Source organism: Streptomyces sp. NPDC001980, assembly GCF_040296885.1.
Classification (GTDB): domain Bacteria; phylum Actinomycetota; class Actinomycetes; order Streptomycetales; family Streptomycetaceae; genus Streptomyces.
Window position 1 is genome coordinate 444070 of record NZ_JBEOYD010000002.1, and the last position, 18287, is coordinate 462356.

The following is an 18287-nucleotide window of genomic DNA, read 5'->3' on the forward strand; positions in this document are numbered from 1 at the left end:
CGGCGGGCGGGGACCGACGCACGTCGGGCGGAGCCATGAACGCGTGTTCTGCGTCTTGCTCTCCGGGGAGTCTCCGCCCGCGCGGCGCCACCTTCTCGGCGAAGACGCGGCGGCGGAGCGCGTGGCTTCGACGTGAGGGGAACGGACGGTGCGCCGTGGGTACAAGTGGGTGGACCGCGAACTCGCGCGGCTGGATCCGGAGACCGACTGGGAGCGGATGATCTCGCTCTATGTCGGTTACAGAATCCCGGAGTTCGCCCTGGCGATGACGCTCTACCCGGGCACCATGCGCATGATGCAGCCCGGCGCCACGGCCGCGACGCTGGCGCACACCGCGAAGCTGACGACGAGACCCGAGCGGCGATACCAGGACGCCAACCACTTCCTGATGGCCTGGATGGTGGACGGCCTGTCCAGCGGAGCGGGGCGCGCGGCCGCCGACCGGCTCAACCGCATCCACCTGGCGATCGCCCGGGCCACCCCGCACCTGCCCGGCAACTTCGACGACACCGACGACTTCGTCTACCCCCTCGTCCTGCTCGCCACCTACGGCGACCGCCTGCAGACCTCGCTGGGACTGCCCGGCACGAGTGAATCCATGAAGACCGCCTGGCACCGCTGGGCGCAGACCCTCTTCCGCCTCCTGGAACGCGAGTCCGGCCCCCTGGCCGACGAGCCCTTCCCCGAGGACTGGGACGCGATGACCGAGTTCGCCGTGAAGTTCGACGCACGGCCCTACGAACCGACGGAAGCCGGCCACGCCGTGGCGACCGCGATGATGGACCACTTCGCCGACCGATGGTTCCCCGCGCCCTTACGGGCGTTCGGCAGGGACCTGACCCGCTACCTCGCCGGCGAGCGGGTCTGCCGGCTCCACCGGATCGGCAGGCTCGGCCCCGGCCGCGAACGCGTCGTTCGTCTCTTCCTGAAGTCCGCGTTCCGTGTCCTGCGTGTCCTGCCCGACTACCGGACACCGCTGCCCGAACGCGTCCGGCGCGGCGGGCGCACCCGGGCCACGGCAACCGGTCTCAGCTGCAGGTGAGGCGGCCGGCAGCGGCCTTCGCCGTGAGGATGCGGTGTACGGAGGCGGCGACCTTGGTGCGGAAGGAGGCGTCCTTCGCCATCTGGGCCTGCACCCCCTGGACCATCGCCGGTACGGTCGACGCCTTGACCGTGAGGACCATGTCGCCGCCGGCGCCGATGAACTGCACCGCCCGCTGTGCCGGGGTGTAGGCGCGGACCGCGACCGCCTGGCCGAGGTCGTCGGAGATGACGACTCCCTTGAAGCCGAACTTGGTGCGCAGCAGCGAGTTGATGACGGTCGGTGAGAACACCGCGAGGTGCTTCGAGTCGATCTTCGTGTACTTCGCGGACGAGATCATCACGAACGGCGCACCTGCCTTGATCCCGCTCTGGAACGGCTGGAGGCTCGAACTGGAGGCGGTGGTCACCGAGTCGACGACGTTCGCGGTGGTGTCGGTGTTGCCGGTCACCTGGCCCAGTCCGGGGAAGTGCTTGAACGTGGTCATCACCCCGGCCGCGCGGAAGCCCGCGGCGAAGGCGCCGGTGTGCGAGGTCACGACGGCGGGGGTGTGGCCGTACTCGCGGTAGTAGCGGCCGATGGGGGCGTTGCGGGTGCCGAGACTCGCGGGCACCACATCGGCGACCGGGGCGAGATTGAGGTCCAGGCCGGCCGCCTTGAGCTGCCCCGCCCAGGTCGTGGCGCGGCTGCGCAGGGTCGCGGTGCTCCACGTGCCCTGGGTCAGGGCGTTGGGCATGACCGAGAAACCGGGTCCGCTGAGCACCTGGACCTGGCCGCCTTCCTGGTCGGTGGAGACGAGCAGCCCGACCCGGTGCCCGCCGACCGTGTCGGCCTGCTTGCGGAAGCCGTCGACCACCTTCCTCGTCGCGGTGGTTCCGGCGGTGCTGCGTCCGGTGAGCATGACGGACCCGACGTGGTAGGTGCGCAGCGTCTGCAGGTCCGCGGTGCTCGGGCGGGTGGCGTTGACCCCGCCCATGAACAGCTGGCCCACGCGCTGGGCCTGGGTCATCCCCGCGTAGACCGTGTCGGCGCAGCTCGCGGCGGAGACGGCGGACACGGGGCGGTCGGTCGCCCCCGCGGCCGGCACGGTGCACACGCCGGCGGCGAGCGCGGCGGTGACGAGTCCAACAGTGGTGCGCCGGGCGGCGGGGCCGCCGCGGGCGCGTCGACGAACAGGTGTCCCCACGATGCGCTCCTGACTGATGCGGGTGCACGTCACGGAGACCAACGGGCCGACGGACGACATCGGACCGCATGGCCCGCGACCGGTTCATTCGCACAACACGTTACGCCGAACGGGTGCTGTCAGCACCCGGGCGGAGCCGTTGTCACGGGCCGCGAGGGCGTCCCGCGACAACGGCTCCGTTCATCCGGTCAGGGTCAGGGTCAGGGTCCGGCGAGGCTCAGGGGATGAGCCGCCACTGCTCGATGTAGCCGACGTCGATCGCGGCGTGGTCCTGGACCCGGAGCTTCCAGGTGCCGCTCAGGGGCTGTGCGGAGGCGTCGACGGTGAACGTCTGGTCGACGTTGTCGGCGGAGCCGCCACTGCGGTTCAGCAGCGAGTAGACCGTTCCGTCGGGGCCGACCAGGTCGACCGTCAGGTCACCCCGGTAGGTGTGGATGATCTTCACGTAGACCTTGGTGGTCGCCGAGGCGTTCCCGGTGCGGTCGGTGACGGTGACCGGGGACTCCACCGCCGTGCTGTTGTCGGGGATGTCGACGCGGGTGGCGTTGGCGTAGACGTAGGCCACCTCCCACGAGAAGCTGACGGTGCTGCTCGCGCCGGTGTCGTCCGTGACCGTGACGGTGACGTCGCTGGTGCCGAGGGTGGTCGGGGTGCCGGAGATCAGGCCCGTGTCACTGATCGTCAGACCGTCGGGCAGGCCGGTCGCCGAGTACGTCAGGGCCGCGCCGGAGTTCGTGGTGTAGGCGTCCGTCTGGAGGGACACGGCCTGCCCGATGCCGCTGATCTGGTCCGCCACCGGCGCGACGTTGACGCCCAGCGCGATCCGGTTGCCCACGTTGATCGCCGCCCAGGCGTCGGCCACGGCGAGGTAGGAGGGGCTGTAGGCGCCGAACAGGTCGGCCGCGGCCTGGAGGGTGGCCGTCCGGGCGCCCGCGTAGTTCGTGCTCGACGTCATGTAGGTGGTGAGCGCCCGATACCAGACGCGTTGGGCGTTGTCGATGCCGATGCCGGTCACCGGCCGGGCGTCGTAGGTGGGGCTGTCGTAGGAGACCCCGTTCACGGTCTTCGCTCCGCTGCCCTCGGAGAGCAGGTAGAAGAAGTGGTTGGCCGGGCCCGAGGAGTAGTGGACGTCGAGTCCGCCCAGCGAGGAACTCCAGTAGTCGCTGGACGCACCGTCCTTGCTCGGCTTGTCCATGTAACGCAGCGGGGTGCCGTCGCCGTTGATGTCTATCTTCTCGCCGACCAGGTAGTCCGGGACGTCGGCCGGCAGGTTCTCGTAGAACTCCACGGCGGCGGCGAAGATGTCGGAGGTGGCCTCGTTGAGACCGCCCGACTCACCGGAGTAGGTGAGGCCCGCGGTGGCCGCGGTGACGCCGTGGCTCATCTCGTGGGCGGCCACGTCGAGCGCGGTGAGCGGGTGGGTGTTGCCCGAACCGTCGCCGTACGTCATGCAGAAGCAGCTGTCCTGCCAGAAGGCGTTGACGTAGTTGTTGCCGTAGTGGGCGCGGCTGTAGGCGGCGACGCCGTCGTTGCGTATGCCGTTGCGGCCGAAGACGTTCTTGTAGTAGTCCCAGGTGGCCGCCGCGCCGAAGGCGACGTCCACGCCCGCGGTCTGCCGGCTGGCCGGGGTGCCGTCGCCCCAGACATCGTTGTCGTCGGTGAAGAGCGTGCCGGTGCCGGAGGTGCCCTGGTTCAGGTCGTAGGTGCGGTGTCCGGCGCGGTCGCCGTCGACGAGCTGGTACGTCGAACCGGAGAGCGTGGTGCTGAGGGGCACGGTCCCGTTGAACTGGCCGGTACCGGTGCCGGTTTCGACGCCCTGGTACCGGAAGAGCTGCTTTCCGGTGTCCGCGTCGGTGATCACGTGGAGTTCGTTGGGGGTGCCGTCGTCCTGGAAGCCGCCGACCACGGATTCCCAGGCCAGGGCGGGTTTGCCGGAGGCGGCCCAGACGACGAGACGCGGGCTGCTGTCGAGCGCGGGACGGTCGGCGCCGGCCTTCGCGGCGGTGGTGAGCGCCTGGGCCTTCGCCGCGGCCGAGGAGATCTCCGCCTTGGTGGACGGGAGTACGAGGGCCGCCTTGGTGGCGCGCGACACCGTGCGGCGGCCGCCGTTGGCGTGCACGATCAGGTCGCCGCCGAGGACGGGCAGGCCCGCGTAGGTGCGTTCGTAGCGGGTGTGCGTCGTGCCGTCGGCGTCCTGGGTCACGTCCTTCACGAGCAGTTTCTCGCGGGCGCCGAGGCCGAGGGTCCGCGCGGTGTCCGGGGCGTCTGCCGTGGCGGACTTGAGCAGTGCCGTACGCCTGGCCGGCGAGAGCGGGGCGGGGGACGCGCCCGCGTCGGGGGTGGCCAGGGTCTTGGCGGGGGAGTGACCGCCGGACGCGGCCACGGCGGTGCTGTTCTGGATCCCTGCCACGAGCATGGCGCTCGCTGCTGTCAGCGCCAGGGCCACGCTGTGTCTGGTGCGACGGTGATGACGGTCCTGCCGGAGCATGCGTTCTCCTTCTGTGGGGTGATCGGGCCCGGTAGGGCCCGGGAGAGCGGGTCGGCCTGGTGAGGCCGTCCGGCGGCGCGCGGGTGGGTGGCGCGGCGCGAAGGGGGTCAGGTCCTCGCTGCCGTGCGGGGTGAAGTCAGGGGGTGGACAAGGGAGTTGTGTGAGACACCTGTGAGCAGGCGGTGAACTTTCGGAGAGCAGATTGACACTCGACAGTCGTGAATGTCATGACCGCATCAGAACAACGGCTTGAACTTGCGGTTGCGAGCGGCGGGTTCGAGCGCCTGAACAGTGTTTTTCGGCCGCGGAGTCAGTGCGTCCGCGGGTGAGCGCGACCCGCCGATCCGGATCGCTCGCAGCGCGACGGCCTAACTCCCGGTCTCCGTGTCATAGCGCTCGCGCGCCTCGTGGACCTCTTCGATGTGCGTCTCCGCCCAGTCCTTCACACCCGCCAGCAGCAGGGAGAGGCTGAGGCCGAGCGGGGTGAGTTCGTAGTCCACGCGGACCGGAACGGACGGGGTCACCGTGCGGGCGAGAATGCCGTCGCGTTCCAGGGAGCGCAGGGTCTGGGTGAGCATCTTGGGGCTGACGCCGGCGATCTTGCGGGCGAGTTCGCTGTACCGCATCGGGCCGGGGGCCAGCGCGCAGACGACCAGGCTCACCCACTTGTCGCTGATCCGGTCGAGGAACTGGTGGGTGGGGCAGTCCCGGATGAACGCGTCGTACTCCACGCGCGCCTGCTCGCGCCGCTGGGCCGCCGTCGTCGTCGGCATCGCTCACCTCTGGGGGACCTAGGCACCTTCAGGTAACTACTTACCCATGGATAGTAGCTCTTCCTAGGGTTGCAGACAGCCGAGGAGAGACCGAGGCAGGAAAGTCGTAGAGGGAGCAGGGCGTCATGCGTGCAGCAGTGGTGAACACCTTCGGCGGGCCCGAGACCGTGGAGGTCGTGGAGACCGAGCGGCCCGAGCCCGGCCCGGGACAGGTACGGATCAAGGTCGCGGCGGCCGCGCTGAACCCCGTGGACGAAGGGGTGCGGGCCGGTTTCTTCGGCGGTGCGGGCAAGCGGATCGGGCTCGGCTGGGACGTCGCCGGGACCGTGGACGCGACCGGCGTCGCCACCGCCTGGGGCGTGGGCGACCAGGTGGTGGCGCTCGATCCCGGCATGGTGCGGCCGCTCGGCACACACGCCGAGTACGTCGTGGTGGCGGCGGACGCGGTGGCCACGGCGCCGGCCACGGTGGACGCCGTGCACGCGGCGACGTTGCCGCTGAACGGGCTGACCGCCGTACAGGCCCTGGACCTGCTGGAGTTGGCCGAGGGGCAGTCCCTTCTGGTGACCGGTGCGGCGGGCGCGGTCGGCGGCTTCGCCGTCCAACTGGCCGCCCACCGGGGGATATCGGTGACCGCACTGGCCCGCGAGGCCGACGCGGAGCTCGTACGGTCGCTGGGGGCCGCGCACTTCACGGCGGGCGCCGTCGAGGCCGGGAGCTTCGACGCCGTACTGGACGCGGCGGTTCTCGGTGAGCCGGCCCTGGAGTGGGTGCGTGACGGGGGCGGCTACGTCGGTGTCCGGCCCGGCGGCGAGCCGGCGCCGGTGCGCGGGGTGCGGACGGTCTCCGTCGCCGTGACCGCGGACGGGGCACGCCTGGCGGAGCTGGCGGGACTCGTGGACGAGGGTGTGCTGACGCTCCGGGTGGCCGAGACGTTCTCCCTGGACGACGCGGCCAAGGCCCACGCGCGCCTCGCGGCGGGCGGGGTGCGCGGGCGGCTGGTTCTGGTCCCCTAGCCGGTCCCGGCCGGCCCGGGTCGATCCGGGCCGGTTCGGGCCGACCCGGGCTGGTCCGGGGGGCCGGTGGTGGCGAAGCGTCTGCGGTAGTGGGTCGGGGTGGTGCCCAGGTGGCGGGCGAAGGCGCGGCGGAGGGTCTCGTCGGTGCCCAGGCCGCTGTGCTGGGCGGCCGCGGTGACGCTGTGGCCGGCCAGGAGCAGCTGCTGGGCACGGTCCAGGCGGACCCGCTCGACCCAGCGGGCCGGTGTGGTGCCCAGCTCGGCGGTGAACAGCCGGGTGAGGTGCCGGGGGCTGACGGCGGCGGACGCGGCCATGGCGGGCAGGGTGTGGTCGGCGGTCGGATCGGCGAGTACGGACGCGATCAGGGTGCGGAGCAGGTCGCTGCGGGCGGGCGGTGTGGTGATGGCCGTGGAGAACTGGGACTGGCCGCCGGGGCGTTGCAGGAAGACGACGAGTTCGCGGGCGACGTCCCGCGCCACGTCCGCACCGTGGTCGTCCTCCACCAGGGCGAGGGCGAGGTCGATGCCCGCGCTGATGCCGGCCGAGGTGACGTACCGCCCGTCGCGGATGTGGATGGCGTCCGGCTCGACCCGCACCCGGGGGAAACGGCGCGCGAAGGCGGCCGCGTGCCGCCAGTGCGTCGTCGCGCGCCGGCCGTCGAGCAGACCCAGCTCGCCCAGCACGAAGGCGCCCGTGCACACCGAGGCGACCCTGCGCGCCCGCCCGGTGAGGTCGCGGGCCGTGGCGAGCAGCTCGTCCTCGATCGGCCGCACGGCCAGCCGGTCACCGCCGGCCACCAGGACCGTGTCGACCGGGCCTGCGTCGGCCGCCCGGACCGTGCCGGTCAGCGCCAGCCCCGCGGACGTGGTGACCGCGCCGCCCTCCGGGGAGACCAGTACCAGCTCGTAGGGGTCGGCGAGTCTGCCCGCCTGGTGCAGCACCTCCGACGGACCGCTGACGTCGAGCATGGTCACCCCCTCGAAGACCACAAAGCCCACTCGATGCGTCATGTCCGAATCCGTGGTTTTCCTGGCAGCAGGGACATGGCCCAGCCTACGTCCCCCGGAGAACCCTGGAGGCACATCACCCGTTCGGCATGGAGGCTGAGAACGATGAACGAAGAGATCGCAGGCGTGCGGATCCCGGACACCGCCCTGGTCCGGGAGGCCACCGAGATGGTCCGTGACGTCGCCACCCCGCTGGTGTTCGACCACTCCCGGCGGGTCTTCCTGTGGGGCTCGCTGCGCGGCCGGGCCCTCGGGCCGGCCTTCGACCCCGAGCTGCTGTACGTCGGTGCGATGTTCCACGACCTGGGCCTCACCAAGAGCCTGCGCCGCACCGACCAGCGCTTCGAGATCGACGGCGCCGACGAGGCCCGCGCCTTCCTGCAGGCCCACGGCATCACCGGGGAGCCCGCCGACCGGGTCTGGACGAGCATCGCCCTGCACACCACCCCGGAGATCCCGCTGCACATGGCACCCGAGATCGCCCTGGTCACCCGCGGGGTCGAGCTGGACGTGCTGGGTATCGGCTACCACGAGGTCACCGACGAGCAGCGCGCGGCGGTCGTCGCGGCGCACCCCCGCCCCGACTTCAAGAACCAGATCCTCGCCGCCTTCACCGAGGGCATCCAGGACCGCCCCGACACCACTTTCGGCAACGTCAAGGCCGACGTGCTCGCCCACTTCGTCCCCGGCTTCCGGCGGGGCGACTTCGTCGAGGTCATCCAGAACTCCGCCTGGCCCGAGTGACCCGTCCGAGCGGCGCCGATCAGTCCGGCGGCGGTCCGAGCAGCCCCTCCACGACGTCGTGGAGGGGGCCCAGGAGATCCTCGGGTGTCGCGTCGGCCAGGGGCCGCAGGCCGACGGCGGAGCGTACGACGGCGACCCCGACGCCGAGCGCGACCAGGAGCTCCGCCCGCAGTTCGGCGTCGGGTGCCGACGAGGCGCCCGACGCTTCGAGCACCTGCCGGCCGAACTCCGCCAGAGCGCGCCGGCGGAGCTCCGTCACCTGCTCGTCCCCGGAGTCCCGCAGCAGCATCAGCACCGGGTGCTCGCCGAACTCCGCCCACGCCCCGGCCGCCAGCTGCCGGCTGAGCGCCTCGGCCAGTGCGGCCCGGTCGCGCGGGAACCCGCCGTCACCGCCCAGGAACCGCGGCGTCGACGCCAGCGCCGCCTTGAACAGGCCCTCCTTGGAGCCGAAGTACCGCTTGATGAGGGCCAGGTTGACCCCGGCGTCCGCGGCGACGTCCCGGAGCGTCGTACGGTCGTAGCCCAGCTGTGTGAACCGGGTGCGGGCGGCCAGCAGCAGGGCCTGCCGGGTCGCCGCGGCGTCCCGGCGCCGAGCCCCGTCGGCGGCCTGATCGGTCACGTCGTCCGATGACACAGCGGCTCCTCTCCTCGACGCCATCCCGGACCCGTCGGCGGACCGAGGCTCCGCGCATCCGCCACAAGGTAATCATGCGTTGACATGATCCCGCGGCGAGGTCTACGTTGCCAAGTAATCACTTGATGACCAACGGGGCCGCGTGGAAGGAACAGAGACGGTGCCGCAGCAAGCCCTCCTCGTCATGGACGTCCAGCAGGTCGTCGTCGACCGCTTTCCCGACGCCGAGTACCTGCCCCGCCTGGGCAAGGCGATCGACGCCGCCCGGGCCGGCGGCGTCCCGGTGATCTACGTGGTCGTCGGCTTCCGCCCGGGCTACCCGGAGGTCAGCGCCCGCAACAAGATGTTCCGCGGCCTGGTGGGCGCCGTGGCGCGGCCGGCCGGGGACGACCGGGCCACACAGGTCCACCCCGACGTGGCTCCCGCGCCCGGCGAGCCGGTGGTCACCAAGCGGCGGGTCAGCGCCTTCGCCGGCAGCGACCTCGACATGGTGCTGCGGGCCGGCGGGATCGATCACCTCGTCCTCACCGGCATCGCCACCAGCGGCGTCGTGCTGTCCACCCTGCGCCAGGCCGCCGACCTCGACTTCGAGCTCACCGTCCTGTCCGACGGCTGCCTCGACTCCGACCCGGAGGTGCACCGGGTGCTCACGGAGAAGGTGTTCCCGAAGCAGGCCGAGGTCACGACCGTCGACGCGTGGGCGGCGGCACTCTGACGCACGGTCCGTGCTCCGGCCCGGGCCGTCAGGCGAGCGTCACCTCCACCGGCAGCCGCTTGATGCCGTTGACGAAGTTCGAGCGCACCCGGGGCACCTCGCCGACCAGCCGGATGTCGGCCAGCCGGGGGATCAGCTCCTCGAACATGATCCGGATCTCGGTGCGCGCGAGCAGGTTGCCCAGGCACAGATGGGGGCTGCCCTTGCCGAAGGCGACGTGGTCGTTGTTCTGCCGGGCCACGTCGAAGTCGTAGGGGTTGCCGAAGACCTCCTCGTCGCGGTTGCCCGAGGCGTACCACATGACGACCTTGTCACCCTCCCTGATCCGCTTGCCGCCGAGCTCGACGTCACGGGTCGCGGTACGGCGGAAGTGGTAGACCGGGGACGCCCAGCGCAGGAACTCCTCCACGGCCGTCGGGATCAGCGACGGGTCGTCCCTGAGCCGGGCCAGCTGCTCGGGGTGCTGGAGGAGGGCCAGCATCGAGTGGGTGATGGTGTGCCGGGTGGTCTCGTTGCCGGCCACCACCAGCAGCAGGAAGTAGTTGTCGAAGTCCTGCGCGGAGAGCGGGACCCCGTCGCGCGGGGTGGTGTTGACCAGCTTGGAGACCAGGTCCGTCCCCGCGCCGCCGCGCCGCTGCCGCGCCAGCTCCCGCCCGTACTCGAAGACTTCGAGCGAGGCGGGGGAGCGGAACGGCAGGTCGCGGTACTTCTCGCTCTCCGCGCTGTGCAGCAGGACGTCCGCGTAGTCGGGGTCGGTGTTGCCGATGATGCGGTTGCCCCAGTCGATGAGCTGCTGGTTGTCCTCCGGCGGCACGTCGAGGAGCCGGGCCAGGACGTTGATGGGGAAGTCCGCGGAGACCTCCTTCACGAAGTCGAAGGTCCCCTTGGCCAGCGCCGCGTCCAGCGTCTTCGCCGTCAGCCCGCGCAGGAAGTCCGTGTAGCTGTTGATGACCCCCGCCCCGAACTGCCGCTGGATCATGCTGCGCAGGGCGCGATGGCGTACCCCGTCCAGCTCCAGGATCGAGGCGCGTTTGCGGATCTGGTCCTCGTCGAGCTCCTCCAGGTTCACGAACCGGGTGGAGGTGAAGGTCTCGGCGTCGCGGTCCACCCGCGCGATGTCGGCGTGCCGGGTGACCGCCCAGAAACCGGAGTTGGGCGCCTCCTCCGGCTGCCAGTGCACCGGGTCCTCGTGGCGCAGGGTGTGGAACATCCGCCAGGGCGTGACCCCGTCGGTGAAGTTGTCGAGGTTCGCGAGGTCGACATCGGCGAGACGCATGGCCTCGACGCCGGTGGTTGTGGTCATCGTCGGTCCTTCGAAGGTGGTCACGGGTGGCCGCGGGTGGTCACAGGTGGTAGGCGTACTCGTTGAACTCCCAGTCGGTGACATGCCGTTGGAAGCGTTCGACCTCGTTGCGCTTGTAGGACAGGTACGAGCCGGTGAAGTCCTTGCCGAGCAGCCCGGCGAGCGCGGTGTCCGACTCCAGCGCGTCCAGTGCGGCGGACAGGTCCGTGGGCAGCAGGGCCGCCTTCGTGGTGTCGTAGCCGTAGCCCTCCAGCGGGGCGGGCGGCTCCTCGGCGGCCAGGATGCCGAGCAGTGCGGCGGCCGTGGTCGCGGCGATCGCCAGGTACGGGTTGGCGCTCGCGTCGCCCAGGCGCAGTTCGAGCCGGGCGCCGGCGCCGCGCTCGGGCGGCACCCGGACCATCGCGCTGCGGTTGTCCAGGCCCCAGTCGATGAGCCAGGGGGCCAGGGTGTCCGGGCCGAAGCGTTTGTACGAGTTGACGGTCGGGTTGAGCAGCGCGGCCAGGGCGGGCGCGTGCGCGAGGACACCGGCGACGGCGTGCCGGGCGGTGGCGGACAGGCCGTAGGCACCGGCGGGGTCGTCGAAGGCGTTGCGGCCCTCGGCGTCGGTACCGGACAGGTGCAGGTGGAAGCCCGAGCCGCCGGCGTCGTTGAAAGGCTTCGCCATGAAGGTGGCCAGCCGCCCCTCGCGCCGGGCCAGTTCCTTCACCGCGGCCTTGAAGCGGAACGCCCGGTCGGCGGCGGACAGGGCGCCGGAGTGCAGGAGGTTGATCTCGAACTGCCCGCCGTCGAACTCGTGGTTCCCGCTCAGCACCCCGATGCGCAGGTCGCGCACCTGCCGCAGGGTGCGGAGCAGGTGGTTGTCGGGGTCGGCGCGCAGTCCGGCGGTGTAGACGACACCGGGGGTGCTGCCGTAGCGCCGCCAGCCGCCGCCCGGGTCCTGCTCGCACAGGAAGTACTCCAGCTCGGGCCCGACGACCGGGCTCAGCCCGTGCTCCCGGCACCGCTCCAGGACCGACCGCAGCAGGTCGCGCGGTGACTCGGGGGCGGGCGCGCCGGTGGCCGGATCGGTGACGTCGGCGAGGCAGGCGGCCACGCCCGGCTCCCAGGGCAGTGCGACCAGGGTGCTGAGGTCCGGCCGTACGCAGACGTCCGGCAGCCCGGCGTCCAGACCGCCGCTGACCGGCACCACGTCCCCCTGCGGGCTGGTGTGGTACACGGCCCGGCAGAAGGCCAGCCCGTGCTCCAGGGCCCGGGGCAGCTCCTCGACCAGCACGTCACGCGCCCGGTCCGTGCCGATGAGGTCGGGATAGGTCACCCGGACGACGTCGATGCCGTCGGCGGCGAGCCGGTCCAGGTGCCGGCGGACTTCTGCGTGGTCTTGATCGCTCACCGTTGTCTCCTTGGGCGGACGGACGTCGGGACACCACGAAGAGCAGGGTGGTGTGGGAGGTGAGAGCCGGTGGCCGGGGCTCGATGTGAGAGGGCATCGGCAGCACTCCGGCCTGCTGTTTGAAGCCAAACGGTAGGCAGGGGCGCACCTTGCCGCAAGAGGGCGGTGCAAAGAATTTATCCATACGGATAGGTATTGACCAGGGGATGGCGGCTGCCTACCTTGTTTGAAGCCAAACGAGTCCGGGGCGCGGTCCGCCGCAACCCGTTGGCAGGGCCCGGTCGGCAGGACCGGCCGGGCCCACTTCCTCCCCCTCTCCCTTCGCTCCCGCTCCCTCAGGAGGACCGGCCATGAAGGTCGTCGTCGACATGAACAAGTGCCAGGACCACGGCCAGTGCGTCTTCGCGGCCCCCGACGTCTTCTCCCTGGACGACGCCGGCCACCTCGTCCACGTCTCCGACCCGGACGACGCACTGCGCGACGAGGTCGAGGAAGCGGCCGACGTCTGCCCGCTCCAGGCCATCCGGATCGAGGCCTGACCGTGCACGCGCGCATCGTGGTGGCCGGGGCCTCCATGGCCGGCCTGCGCGCAGCCGAGCAACTGCGCGCGGCGGGCTGGACCGGCGCGATCACCCTCGTCGGCGATGAACCGCACATGCCCTACAACCGGCCGCCCCTGTCCAAGGAGGTCCTGGCCGGCAAGGCCTCCTTCGAGTCCCTCGCCTTCCGGCCGCGCGCAGGCGTGGCCGACGTCGAGTGGCGGCTGGGCAGAGCAGCGGCCGCCGCGGGACTCGACGAGCGGACCGTACGGCTCGACGACGGCACCGAGCTGTCGTACGACGGACTGGTCGTCGCCACCGGGATGCGCCCCCGGCGCCTGGACTGCCCAGGGCCGCGGGCCGGGCGCCACACGGTCCGCACGCTCGACGACGGCCGGGAGCTGCGCGAGGCGCTGACCCGGCCCGGTGCCCGGGTCGTCGTGGTCGGGGCCGGGTTCATCGGCTGCGAGGTCGCCGCGACCGCGGTGGGCCTCGGTGTCGCCGAGGTGACGGTCGTCGACCCGCTGCCGCTGCCGATGGCCGGGCCGCTCGGAGAGCTGCTGGGCCGGGCGCTGCTGAAGCGGCACGAGGAGCGCGGGGTGCGCTTCGCGCTCGGGACCGGGGTGGCCGGGTTCCTGGGGGACGAGCGGGTGACCGGGGTGGAGTTGAGCGACGGTTCCGTGCTGCCCGCCGACGTGGTGGTCGAGTCGGTCGGTTCCGTCGCCAACACCGAGTGGCTCGACGGCAACGGGCTCGACCTGACCGACGGGGTGCTCACCGACGCCTTCCTGCGGGCCGGCGGCCGGCCGGACGTGGTCGCGGTCGGCGACGTGGCGCGGTTCCCCAACGCCCGCTACGACGGTGTGCCGCGCCGGGTCGAGCACTGGTGCATCCCGACCGACACCGCCAAGCACGCGGCGAGGACGCTGGTCGCCGACGCCGATCCGGCGCCCTTCGCGCCGTTGCCCACCTTCTGGAGCGACCAGCACGACTTCCGGCTGCAGTCCTTCGGGGCGCCGGTGCTCGGCAAGGAGGACGTCCGCGTCCTCGACGGCGACCCGGAGGGGGACGTGCTCGTCGGCTACCACCGCGACGGCCTGCTCGTCGGTGTCGTCGCGCTCGGCGGTCCGGCCGTGGCCGCGTCCGCCGCCCGCTACCGAGCCGAGCTGCTGAAGCAGCCCGCCCTGACCGTTTCCTGACCGACCGAGGAGCCTCAAGTGACCGGTGTGCGTGGCTTTTTCCACCCCAGGACGGCGAGCGGTGCCTCGTCGCTGATCCCGGCGCCGCCGTGGCGGTACTCCGGTGACCTGCTCACCGTCGAGTACCGCACGGATCCCGCGCGGGTGCGCGAACTGCTGCCCGAGCCACTGGAATTGGCCGACGAGGATCCGGGCGCGGTCGCCCTGATCTGGGCCGACTGGCAGTCCTGCTCGGCGTCCGGGGCGGAACTTCTCGATCCGGTGCGCGCGCAGTACAAGGAGGCCTTTGCGGTCGTGCGCTGCAGGTACCGGGGGCAGACGTACTCGCGGTGCGTCTACATCTGGGTCGACAAGGACTTTGCGATCGCCCGGGGCCTGCACCAGGGGTATCCGAAGAAGCTCGGGTCGATTCACCAGACGCGGCCGCATCCTTACGGGCCCGCGCCTCGGATCGAGGCGGGGGCGCGGTTCGGGGCGACGCTGGCGGCGGCCGACCGGCGGCTGGCCCAGGTGGTGGTGACGCTGCGGGAGCCGTCCGGGACGAACGGGTTCGTCAACGGGCATCCGATGGCTCATCACCGGTGGCTGCCGGCGATCGAGAAGGGCAAGGGGTTGGCTCTGGATGAGCTGATCGAGTCGGGGGCGGCGGACTTTGAAGGGGGCCAACCGTGGGTGGGGGACGCCGAGTTGGAGTTGTTCGAGGCGCCTACGGAGGAGCTGGCCCGGCTGGAGGTCCGGGAGCCGATCGCCGCGTATTACCGGCAGGTGGGGGTGGTTTGGGATGGGGGGCGGCTTCTTGAGTCCGGAACGTCGGGAGTGGTTGCCGAGTGAGGTGCGTGGTCGGGTGCGGGTGGTTCGTGGCTGGTCGCGCCCACGCGGCGGCAGCCGCAAATTGAACACAGCCCCGCGCCCCTAGGTGGGGGCAGTTCCCCTCTTTCGAACAGGAGCCCATGTCATGATCGACAAAGTTGCCGTCGCCGGTGTTTCCGTCGACACCCGGCACTGGATCGGCGGTCAACGCGTCGCCTCCGGCGACACTTTCACCGATACCTCTCCCATTGACGGCAGCGTCCTTGGCGAAATCGCCCGTGGCGGTCCTGCCGAAGCCGAAGCCGCCGTTGCCGCCGCCCGAGCCGCCTTCCCCTCCTGGGCCGCCACCCCCCGTGCCGAACGCGCCCGGATCCTGCACGCCATCGCCGACGGGGTCGAGAAGCGCATCGAAGAGCTCGCGATCGTCGAGACCACCGACAACGGTGCCCTCCTTCGCTCGCACCGGCGCGGAGTCATGCCCCGCGTCGCGCACAACTTCCGTTTCTTCGCGGACTGGTTGCTCAAGCTCGGCCACGAGGACTTCGAGACCCGTGGCCACCGCAACCACGTCAGCTGGGACCCCGCCGGTCCCTGCGTGCTGATCACCCCGTGGAACGCCCCGCTCATGCTGGCCACCTGGAAGGTCGCCCCGGCCCTCGCCGCCGGGAACACCGTGATCCTCAAGCCCGCCGAGTGGTCCCCGCTCACCGCCTCCCTCCTCGCCGACATCGCGGCCGAGGCCGGGCTGCCCGCCGGTGTGCTCAACGTCGTGCAGGGGTACGGCGCCGAGATCGGTGATGCGCTCACGTCCCACCCGGACGTGCGCCGCATCAGCTTCACGGGTTCTGTCCCCACGGCCAGGCGCATCGCCGCCTCCGCCGCCGCCAACCTCACCCCCCTGAGCCTCGAACTCGGCGGCAAATCACCGCTGTTGGTCTTCGCCGACGCCGATCTCGACCTGGCCGTCGACCTCGCGGTGGAGCAGTACGACAACGCCGGGCAGGTCTGTCTCGCCGGCACCCGCCTGCTCGTCGAGGAGTCGGTCGCCGAGGAGTTCACCCGGCGGTTCGTGGAGCGGGCGCGCGCCCTGCGGCAGGGGGATCCGCGCGACGAGGACACCGACATCGGGCCCAACATCCACCCCCGTCAGCTGGAGAAGATCGACGGGTTCGTGCAGCGGGCGATCGCGGGAGGGGCGCGTGCCGTGATGGGCGGGCATCGCCAGGACGGGCAGTTCTACGCGCCGACGCTCCTCACCGACGTCGCGCAGGACAGCGAGGTCGTGCAGGAGGAGGTCTTCGGGCCCGTCCTCACCCTCCAGACCTTCGCCGACGAGGAGGAGGCGGTCCGGCTCGCGAACGACACCCGGTTCGGGCTCGCCGCCACCCTCGCCACCGGTGACCCCGAGCGTGCCGAGCGAGTCACCGGGCAGTTGGTCGCCGGCACCGTGTGGGTCAACTGCTTCTTCGTGCGTGACCTCCAGGCGCCGTTCGGCGGCTCCCGGCTCTCCGGGGTCGGGCGCGAGGGCGGCACCTGGAGCTTCGACTTCTACTGCGACCTGAAGAACACCGTCACCGCACCGAAGGGCTGGAAGGACCATGGGTGAGATCGTCGGGGCGGGGCTCCTCGCCCACGTCCCCACCATCGTGCTGCCGGAGGCCGACCGGCTGGAGCTGAACGAGGGTAAAGAGATCACCCTCGTCACCGGCCTGCGCGAGCTGCGCACGGACGTCTTCGAGCGGGACGACTACGACACCGTCGTCGTACTGGATTCACACTGGGCGACGACCGTCGAGTTCGTGGTCACGGCCCAGCAGCGCCGGGCGGGACTGTTCACCTCCGAGGAACTGCCGCGCGGGATGTGCCGGATGCCGTACGACTTTCCCGGTGACCCCGAACTCGCCCGCAACGTCGAGAGGTTCGCCGACAGGCACGGCACCTGGATCACCGCGATCGACGACGAGTACCTGCCGATCTACTACGCCACCATCAACCTCTGGAAGTTCCTGGGCGAGGGCCTGCCCGACAAGCGGTGGGTGACCATCGGGGTGTGCCAGACCGGGGACATGGAGGACCATCTGCGGCTCGGGCGGGCGCTCGCCGACGGCATCGCCGCCACCCCGGGGCGGCGGGTACTGCTCCTCGCCTCCGGTGCCCTCTCGCACACCTTCTGGCCGCTGCGCGAGCTGCGTGACCACGAGGCCAGCGACCCGGTGCACATCCGCACCCCCGAGGCCCGGGCAGCAGACCACGAGCGCATCGAGTGGTTCAAGGAGGGCCGTCACGACAAGGTCCTCGACACCATGGACGCGTTCTGGAAGTTCAAGCCCGAAGCGAAGTTCGCCCACTACCTGATGCTGGCCGGCGCCCTCGGCGAGCAGGCCTGTGCCGCACCGGCCCGGCAGTACGGCGAGTACGAGAACTCCGTCGGCACCGGCCAGGTGCACCTCTGGTTCGACCGGCCCGCCGGCGGCTGGACCGGCACCGATTCGCCCCTGACAGCCGCGCCCCACCACCCGCACCGCCGTCCCTAGGAAGGCCGCCATGGCTGCTTTTTCCGAGTATCGCCGTATCCTCCTCGACGGCGCCGCCGTCCAGGTCACCGTCGACGGGGACGAACTCGTCGCCGGGGACGGGCGCCGCGTCAGGATCGAGGAGGCGCAGCATCTGCCGCCGGTCGTGCCGTCCAAGGTGATCGCCGTCCACCTCAACCACCGCAGCCGGGTCGAGGAGTTCCGGATCGGGCTGCCCGACACCCCGACCTACTTCCACAAGCCGACCTCCGCCCTCAACTCCCACCGGGGCGCCGTCGTCCGGCCCGACGGCTGCAAGTGGCTCAACTACGAGGGCGAGGTCGCCATCGTCATCGGGAAGACCGCACGGAACGTCTCGCCTGCCGAGGCGGGGGAGTACATCGCCGGGTACACGGTCGCCAACGACTACGGACTGCACGACTTCCGGGACACCGACGCCGGCTCCATGCTGCGGGTGAAGGGGTCGGACACCCTGTGCCCGCTGGGTCCCGGCCTGGTCACCGACTGGGACTTCCACGGCAAGCGGCTGCGCACGTACGTCAACGGCGAGGTCGTCCAGGACGGATCCACCGACGAGATGAAGTGGGACATGCACTATCTCGTCGCCGACATCGCCCGCACGATCACCCTCCACCCCGGCGACGTACTGCTGTCCGGCACCCCGGCCAACTCGCGGCCCGTGCAGCCCGGCGATGTCGTCGAGGTCGAGGTGGAGGGCCTCGGGCGGCTCACCAACCACATCGTCACCGGGCCCACTCCGGTCCGCACCGACGTCGGCGCCCAGCCCACCGAGTCCGAGGAAGTGCTGTCCACCGCGCTCGGCGGCGACTGGGAGTTCCGTGGCATCCGCGCACCCCGCAGGTAGACGCCACGGCAGGCGCCGGGAACCGGCGGGTAGGGTCGCGAC

At 71.4% G+C, this 18287-nt stretch carries 17 protein-coding genes; 10 read left to right on the plus strand and 7 right to left on the minus strand.

The annotated features are described in order from the left end of the window. Nucleotides 1-148: 148 nt before the first annotated feature. Nucleotides 149-1042, plus strand: coding sequence for a DUF2236 domain-containing protein (locus ABT137_RS04395; RefSeq protein WP_351702184.1), 894 nt, complete (start codon nucleotides 149-151; stop codon nucleotides 1040-1042). On the opposite strand, the gene ABT137_RS04400 is transcribed toward ABT137_RS04395, so the two are convergent. The 3 genes from ABT137_RS04400 to ABT137_RS04410 all read right to left on the minus strand — a co-directional run bounded on the left by ABT137_RS04400 (nucleotide 1029) and on the right by ABT137_RS04410 (nucleotide 5489). Continuing rightward, on the minus strand, nucleotides 1029-2228 hold the full coding sequence (locus tag ABT137_RS04400) for a glycoside hydrolase family 3 N-terminal domain-containing protein (RefSeq protein ID WP_351702187.1): 1200 nt from the start codon (nucleotides 2226-2228) through the stop codon (nucleotides 1029-1031). The genes ABT137_RS04395 and ABT137_RS04400 overlap by 14 nt on opposite strands. A gap of 217 nt (nucleotides 2229-2445) precedes the next feature. Further along, a complete protein-coding gene (locus ABT137_RS04405; protein WP_351702190.1) occupies nucleotides 2446-4716 on the minus strand; it encodes a M4 family metallopeptidase in 2271 nt (756 codons plus the stop codon). A gap of 368 nt (nucleotides 4717-5084) precedes the next feature. After that, entirely contained in the window at nucleotides 5085-5489 is a 405-nt protein-coding gene (locus tag ABT137_RS04410) for a winged helix-turn-helix transcriptional regulator (RefSeq protein WP_351702193.1), read from the minus strand. A gap of 125 nt (nucleotides 5490-5614) precedes the next feature. Between ABT137_RS04410 and ABT137_RS04415 the strand changes: the two genes are divergently transcribed. Next, entirely contained in the window at nucleotides 5615-6505 is an 891-nt protein-coding gene (locus ABT137_RS04415; RefSeq protein WP_351702196.1) for an NADP-dependent oxidoreductase, read from the plus strand. Here ABT137_RS04415 and ABT137_RS04420 read toward each other — a convergent pair. Further along, a complete protein-coding gene (locus ABT137_RS04420) occupies nucleotides 6502-7515 on the minus strand; it encodes a GlxA family transcriptional regulator (RefSeq protein ID WP_351702199.1) in 1014 nt (337 codons plus the stop codon). The genes ABT137_RS04415 and ABT137_RS04420 overlap by 4 nt on opposite strands. A 102-nt stretch (nucleotides 7516-7617) precedes the next feature. Here ABT137_RS04420 and ABT137_RS04425 point away from each other — a divergent pair, with 102 nt between their 5' ends. After that, entirely contained in the window at nucleotides 7618-8256 is a 639-nt protein-coding gene (locus tag ABT137_RS04425; RefSeq protein ID WP_351702202.1) for an HD domain-containing protein, read from the plus strand. A gap of 19 nt (nucleotides 8257-8275) precedes the next feature. On the opposite strand, the gene ABT137_RS04430 is transcribed toward ABT137_RS04425, so the two are convergent. Then, nucleotides 8276-8890, minus strand: coding sequence for a TetR/AcrR family transcriptional regulator (locus ABT137_RS04430; RefSeq protein WP_351702205.1), 615 nt, complete (start codon nucleotides 8888-8890; stop codon nucleotides 8276-8278). Nucleotides 8891-9050: 160 nt separating this feature from the next. Between ABT137_RS04430 and ABT137_RS04435 the strand changes: the two genes are divergently transcribed. Further along, nucleotides 9051-9605, plus strand: a complete 555-nt coding sequence (locus ABT137_RS04435) for a cysteine hydrolase family protein (protein ID WP_351702208.1) — start codon at nucleotides 9051-9053, stop codon at nucleotides 9603-9605. A 28-nt stretch (nucleotides 9606-9633) separates the two neighbouring features. On the opposite strand, the gene ABT137_RS04440 is transcribed toward ABT137_RS04435, so the two are convergent. Then, nucleotides 9634-10908 carry a cytochrome P450 gene (locus ABT137_RS04440; RefSeq protein WP_351702211.1) on the minus strand — a complete coding sequence of 425 codons (1275 nt, stop codon included), beginning with the start codon at nucleotides 10906-10908 and terminating at the stop codon, nucleotides 9634-9636. A gap of 40 nt (nucleotides 10909-10948) precedes the next feature. Next, nucleotides 10949-12298 (minus strand): glutamine synthetase family protein, encoded by a 1350-nt coding sequence (locus tag ABT137_RS04445; protein ID WP_351702214.1) that lies wholly within the window; start codon nucleotides 12296-12298, stop codon nucleotides 10949-10951. A 350-nt stretch (nucleotides 12299-12648) separates the two neighbouring features. On the opposite strand from ABT137_RS04445, the gene ABT137_RS04450 reads away from it, so the two are divergent. The 6 genes from ABT137_RS04450 to ABT137_RS04475 all read left to right on the plus strand — a co-directional run bounded on the left by ABT137_RS04450 (nucleotide 12649) and on the right by ABT137_RS04475 (nucleotide 18245). Further along, the gene (locus ABT137_RS04450) at nucleotides 12649-12837 is read left to right on the plus strand and encodes a ferredoxin (protein ID WP_217553506.1); all 189 of its coding nucleotides are present in this window, start codon (nucleotides 12649-12651) and stop codon (nucleotides 12835-12837) included. A gap of 2 nt (nucleotides 12838-12839) precedes the next feature. After that, a complete protein-coding gene (locus tag ABT137_RS04455; RefSeq protein ID WP_351702217.1) occupies nucleotides 12840-14036 on the plus strand; it encodes an NAD(P)/FAD-dependent oxidoreductase in 1197 nt (398 codons plus the stop codon). Between the two features lie 18 nt (nucleotides 14037-14054). Beyond that, nucleotides 14055-14867, plus strand: coding sequence for an acetoacetate decarboxylase family protein (locus ABT137_RS04460; protein WP_351702220.1), 813 nt, complete (start codon nucleotides 14055-14057; stop codon nucleotides 14865-14867). Between the two features lie 124 nt (nucleotides 14868-14991). Further along, the gene (locus tag ABT137_RS04465) at nucleotides 14992-16452 is read left to right on the plus strand and encodes an aldehyde dehydrogenase (RefSeq protein WP_351702223.1); all 1461 of its coding nucleotides are present in this window, start codon (nucleotides 14992-14994) and stop codon (nucleotides 16450-16452) included. After that, nucleotides 16445-17380, plus strand: a complete 936-nt coding sequence (locus ABT137_RS04470; protein ID WP_351702226.1) for a 3,4-dihydroxyphenylacetate 2,3-dioxygenase — start codon at nucleotides 16445-16447, stop codon at nucleotides 17378-17380. The genes ABT137_RS04465 and ABT137_RS04470 overlap by 8 nt, the downstream gene beginning before the upstream one ends. A gap of 10 nt (nucleotides 17381-17390) precedes the next feature. Further along, on the plus strand, nucleotides 17391-18245 hold the full coding sequence (locus tag ABT137_RS04475; RefSeq protein WP_351702228.1) for a fumarylacetoacetate hydrolase family protein: 855 nt from the start codon (nucleotides 17391-17393) through the stop codon (nucleotides 18243-18245). Nucleotides 18246-18287: the final 42 nt, after the last annotated feature.

Coding starts and splice junctions, on each gene's coding strand:
- ABT137_RS04415 (WP_351702196.1), top strand. CDS start 5,615: ATGCGTGCAGCAGTGGTGAACACCTTCGGCGGGCCCGAGACCGTGGAG.
- ABT137_RS04420 (WP_351702199.1), bottom strand. CDS start 7,515: ATGACGCATCGAGTGGGCTTTGTGGTCTTCGAGGGGGTGACCATGCTC.
- ABT137_RS04470 (WP_351702226.1), top strand. CDS start 16,445: ATGGGTGAGATCGTCGGGGCGGGGCTCCTCGCCCACGTCCCCACCATC.
- ABT137_RS04475 (WP_351702228.1), top strand. CDS start 17,391: ATGGCTGCTTTTTCCGAGTATCGCCGTATCCTCCTCGACGGCGCCGCC.
- ABT137_RS04425 (WP_351702202.1), top strand. CDS start 7,618: ATGAACGAAGAGATCGCAGGCGTGCGGATCCCGGACACCGCCCTGGTC.
- ABT137_RS04410 (WP_351702193.1), bottom strand. CDS start 5,489: ATGCCGACGACGACGGCGGCCCAGCGGCGCGAGCAGGCGCGCGTGGAG.
- ABT137_RS04440 (WP_351702211.1), bottom strand. CDS start 10,908: ATGACCACAACCACCGGCGTCGAGGCCATGCGTCTCGCCGATGTCGAC.
- ABT137_RS04450 (WP_217553506.1), top strand. CDS start 12,649: ATGAAGGTCGTCGTCGACATGAACAAGTGCCAGGACCACGGCCAGTGC.
- ABT137_RS04405 (WP_351702190.1), bottom strand. CDS start 4,716: ATGCTCCGGCAGGACCGTCATCACCGTCGCACCAGACACAGCGTGGCC.
- ABT137_RS04465 (WP_351702223.1), top strand. CDS start 14,992: ATGATCGACAAAGTTGCCGTCGCCGGTGTTTCCGTCGACACCCGGCAC.